This window comes from Arthrobacter sp. Br18 (genome assembly GCF_000520555.1).
GTDB lineage: Bacteria > Actinomycetota > Actinomycetes > Actinomycetales > Micrococcaceae > Arthrobacter_D.
This window is the reverse complement of record NZ_AZSA01000294.1, coordinates 1-3,380: the sequence shown is the minus strand read 5'-3', so window position 1 is coordinate 3,380 and position 3,380 is coordinate 1. Positions and strand designations below refer to the sequence as shown.

The following is a 3,380-nucleotide window of genomic DNA, read 5'->3' as shown; positions in this document are numbered from 1 at the left end:
TCCGCCGCAAACTCATCCACATCCCCGCCAGGATCGCCCGCAGCGCGCGGAGAATACGGCTCCACCTCCCAGAAGCCTGGCCCTGGCAAACACACTGGGAAAAGCTGGCCACCAGCGTCCACCCACCGCCTGCCGCAGCGTAACCATCCCATCCACCAAGCCCGGCAACGGCTCAACCAGGACACCAGTGGAACACCACCGGCAGGAAGGCCGAAGGCTACCTCGCGCCCAACACCGAGACCGCCGCCGATTCCCAGAATGCTCTACAACCAAGAGCGGGTCGGTGGATCAAGGCTAAGCGGCGGTTGATCGCTCTGGCGAAGGAGGGCAGGAACGAGACGGCGACCAAGCTTGACCGGTTGCCGTACGAGAAAAAGATCGCCACACTGCTGGCCACGGTGCGGTGGCTGGAATTTAGCGCCACCGACGACGCCCTGTTCCGCGCATGCCGCGGCTTGGCTCGGCTCGGTGCGGGGGTAGTTCAGTTCATGTGACGTCGACTCGAACAGGGCGGGATTGCCCGAAAACCCTGACCGCACGGCTCAGCCCCGATCGCCGGTCCCACCAGCTCTCCGCTCGCGCAGCCAGGGGATGAGACCACCGGCGAGGAGCATGTCGACCTGGCGTGTCGAGAGGCGATGCCTCGCTGCATAGTCCTCATCGCGGGTCTTATTGTGCACGGTGATCCCGGTTCCGGCGGCGAGGGCTTCGCGGATGCCGGCCAGCACCACTACATCGCCCCGCTGAACACGGTCGTGATCGGCCGCATCCGCGAACTCGATGGCGAGCACACCGAAATTTGTGAGGTTCTGCCAGTGGATGCGTGCGAATGAGATGGCCAGCACCGCGCGCAATCCGAGGAAGCGCGGGGTGATCGCGGCGTGTTCCCGCGAGGAACCCTGCCCGTAGTTGGCGCCGGCGACCACAATGTGGCCGGACGTGTCGCGGGTTTCTGCGGCGCGGGCGGGGTAGGTTTCGTCGATCTGGTCGAACGTGAATTCGGCAAGCTTCGGGATGTTGCTGCGGTAGGGCAGAACCCGCGCGCCGGCCGGCAGAATCTCATCCGTCGAAACATCGTCGCCCACGACCAGGATGACCGGCGCCTCGATACGATCGGCGAGGGGCTCGAAGTCCGGCAACGAGGAGATGTTTTCGCCCTTAACCAGCGCCACTTGGGAGGCCTCCTTGTGAAGCAACGGCTCCTCGAGCATGGCAAGGTTCACAATCGACATCGCAGGCAGCTGGGGTGCGGGATACTCCAGATCGAACAGCTTTTCCAGGTCCCGCGGGTCGGTGACCGTCCCGGTGAGCACCGCCGCCGCCGCCGTCTCCGGCGAGCACAGGTAGACCGAGTCCTCCTTGGTTCCTGAGCGGCCTGGAAAGTTGCGCGGCATCGTGCGCAGGCTGTTGCGCCCGTTCGCCGGGGCCTGGCCCATGCCGATGCATCCCATGCAGCCGGACTGGTGCAGCCGTGCACCGGCGCTGATCAAATCCAAGGTGGCACCCATTTTGGTCAGATCCTGCAGAATCTGCCGAGAGCTCGGGTTGACGTCGAAGGACACGCCCGGGTGTGACTGGCGTCCCTTCACTATTGCGGCGACGATCGCGAAGTCGCGCAGCCCGGGATTCGCGGATGACCCGATCACGACCTGCTCAACGGGTCGGCCGGCGACCTCCCGCACCGGCACGACGTTGCCCGGCGAACTGGGCAGCGCGATGAGCGGCACGATGGTGGAAAGGTCAATCTCCTCGGCCACGTCGTATCCGGCATCCGGATCAGCGAGCAGTTCGGTGAAGTCGCCCTCACGCTGCTCTGAGCGCAGGAACGCGCGCACCTGTTCGTCCGCCGGGAATACCGTGGTTGTCGCCCCCAATTCGGCGCCCATATTGGCGATCACATGCCGGTCCATCGCGGTGAGGGTCGAAAGGCCCGGTCCGTAGTACTCAACGATCCGATTGATGCCGCCCTTGACGCCGTGACGGCGCAGCATCTCGAGAACGACATCCTTAGCGCTCGTCCACGGCGGCAACTGGCCGGTGAGCCGCACCCCCCAAATCTCAGGCATCCTGATGTACAGCGGTTCGCCGGCGATCGCGAGAGCTACCTCGATACCCCCAACGCCGATGGCCAGCATCCCGAGGGAGCCCGCAGCCGGGGTGTGGCTGTCCGAGCCGACCATCGTCTTGCCCGGGATACCGAACCGCTGCATATGCGTCGGGTGCGAAACCCCGTTTCCGGCCTTCGAGAACCACAGGCCGAACCGTTGACACGCCGAGCGGAGGAAGTCGTGGTCCTCCGCGTTCTTGCTGTCGGTTTGCAACAGGTTATGGTCGACGTACTGCACGGACACTTCCGTGCGCGCACGATCAAGTCCCAGCGCCTCCAACTCAAGCATGACAAGAGTTCCTGTTGCATCCTGGGTGAGGGTCTGATCGATGCGCAAGCCGATTTCGGTCCCCGGTGTCATCACCCCGCTTAGCAGGTGAGAGGCGATGAGCTTCCGAGCGACGTTATATGCCACGGTGAGCCTCCTTGCTCGAATGCCGCCGGGAGAGTCTCGAACCGCGGCCATCCGGCGAAGAGTTCCGCAGTAACCACCAACCTAGGCCACCATCTTGAGAACGGCCACCCCAACTTCGAGCTCAGGGGTGTTTCCCGGCGTTCGGGCGGGAAATAGCAAACACGCCATGACCGGCAGCCCCCGCCCGGATCAAGGACGACTTCCTCGCGCTCGAACAGCGTGATCGCCTTCCTGCTCCTGCTCGGGTTCTCCAACGAACTGCCGGAGTTGCCCGAGCACTATGAGAACCACCCTGACCTGTTCGAGCGGGTAGAGGAATGCCAGGGCGCCGTGTTCATCTTCGTCGAGGTGGACGACGACAACGTCGTGTACCTCGATACGACGGCATCCAGTCAAACACCCAGCACACGAGGCTTCGCCCCCATCCTTGCCCAGGGTGTGGACGGGCTGAGTGCCGGGCAGGTACTGACCGTGCCGGACGATTATCCGCAGGAGCTCTGACTCACCGAAGCGGTGGGGGTCTGCTGGGCTGGAATTGTCCGCTGTCATCCGTTTTTGATCTTTCATTTTTTGGTCTTAGCCTGAATCCACCGGTCGGGTTTGGGCCGGGTCGGCGTTTTAAACGCGAAATGCCCGTCTGATCAAGGAAAATTTGACTTGTCTAGAGTTCAATTTCACCGATCAGAGGAGCATCCCGCAGATGCAAGTTTTCCATAGACCGGCCGCTGTTTCCAGCGCCTTTGATGATCCGAATCTTGTGTCTTCTGCCGGGCTGGTCCCGGCCATGGGCCTGGCACAGGCGACCGGGCTCGGCGAACTGGCCGACGAACACGTGAAACTACCGGACTACTTCGGGGC

General features: G+C 63.3%; 3 protein-coding genes and 2 pseudogenes. 4 read left to right on the top strand and 1 reads right to left on the bottom strand.

Annotated features, from left to right (window positions below):
- Both Y704_RS23820 and Y704_RS0102315 read left to right on the top strand, forming a co-directional pair.
- Positions 1 to 143: pseudogene (locus tag Y704_RS23820) on the top strand (IS1380 family transposase); the annotation flags it as partial.
- Between the two features lie 162 nt (positions 144 to 305).
- Positions 306 to 494: a hypothetical protein gene (locus tag Y704_RS0102315; RefSeq protein WP_026548920.1), complete on the top strand. Its 189-nt coding sequence runs from the start codon at positions 306 to 308 to the stop codon at positions 492 to 494.
- 48 nt (positions 495 to 542) lie between these two features.
- Here Y704_RS0102315 and Y704_RS0102310 read toward each other — a convergent pair whose 3' ends face one another.
- A complete protein-coding gene (locus Y704_RS0102310; protein WP_026548919.1) occupies positions 543 to 2,522 on the bottom strand; it encodes an aconitate hydratase in 1,980 nt (659 codons plus the stop codon).
- A 219-nt stretch (positions 2,523 to 2,741) separates the two neighbouring features.
- On the opposite strand from Y704_RS0102310, the gene Y704_RS18385 reads away from it, so the two are divergent.
- On the top strand, positions 2,742 to 3,023 hold the full coding sequence (locus Y704_RS18385; protein ID WP_253904204.1) for a SufE family protein: 282 nt from the start codon (positions 2,742 to 2,744) through the stop codon (positions 3,021 to 3,023).
- 199 nt (positions 3,024 to 3,222) lie between these two features.
- Positions 3,223 to 3,380 (top strand): annotated as a pseudogene (locus tag Y704_RS25060) (IS1380 family transposase); the annotation flags it as partial.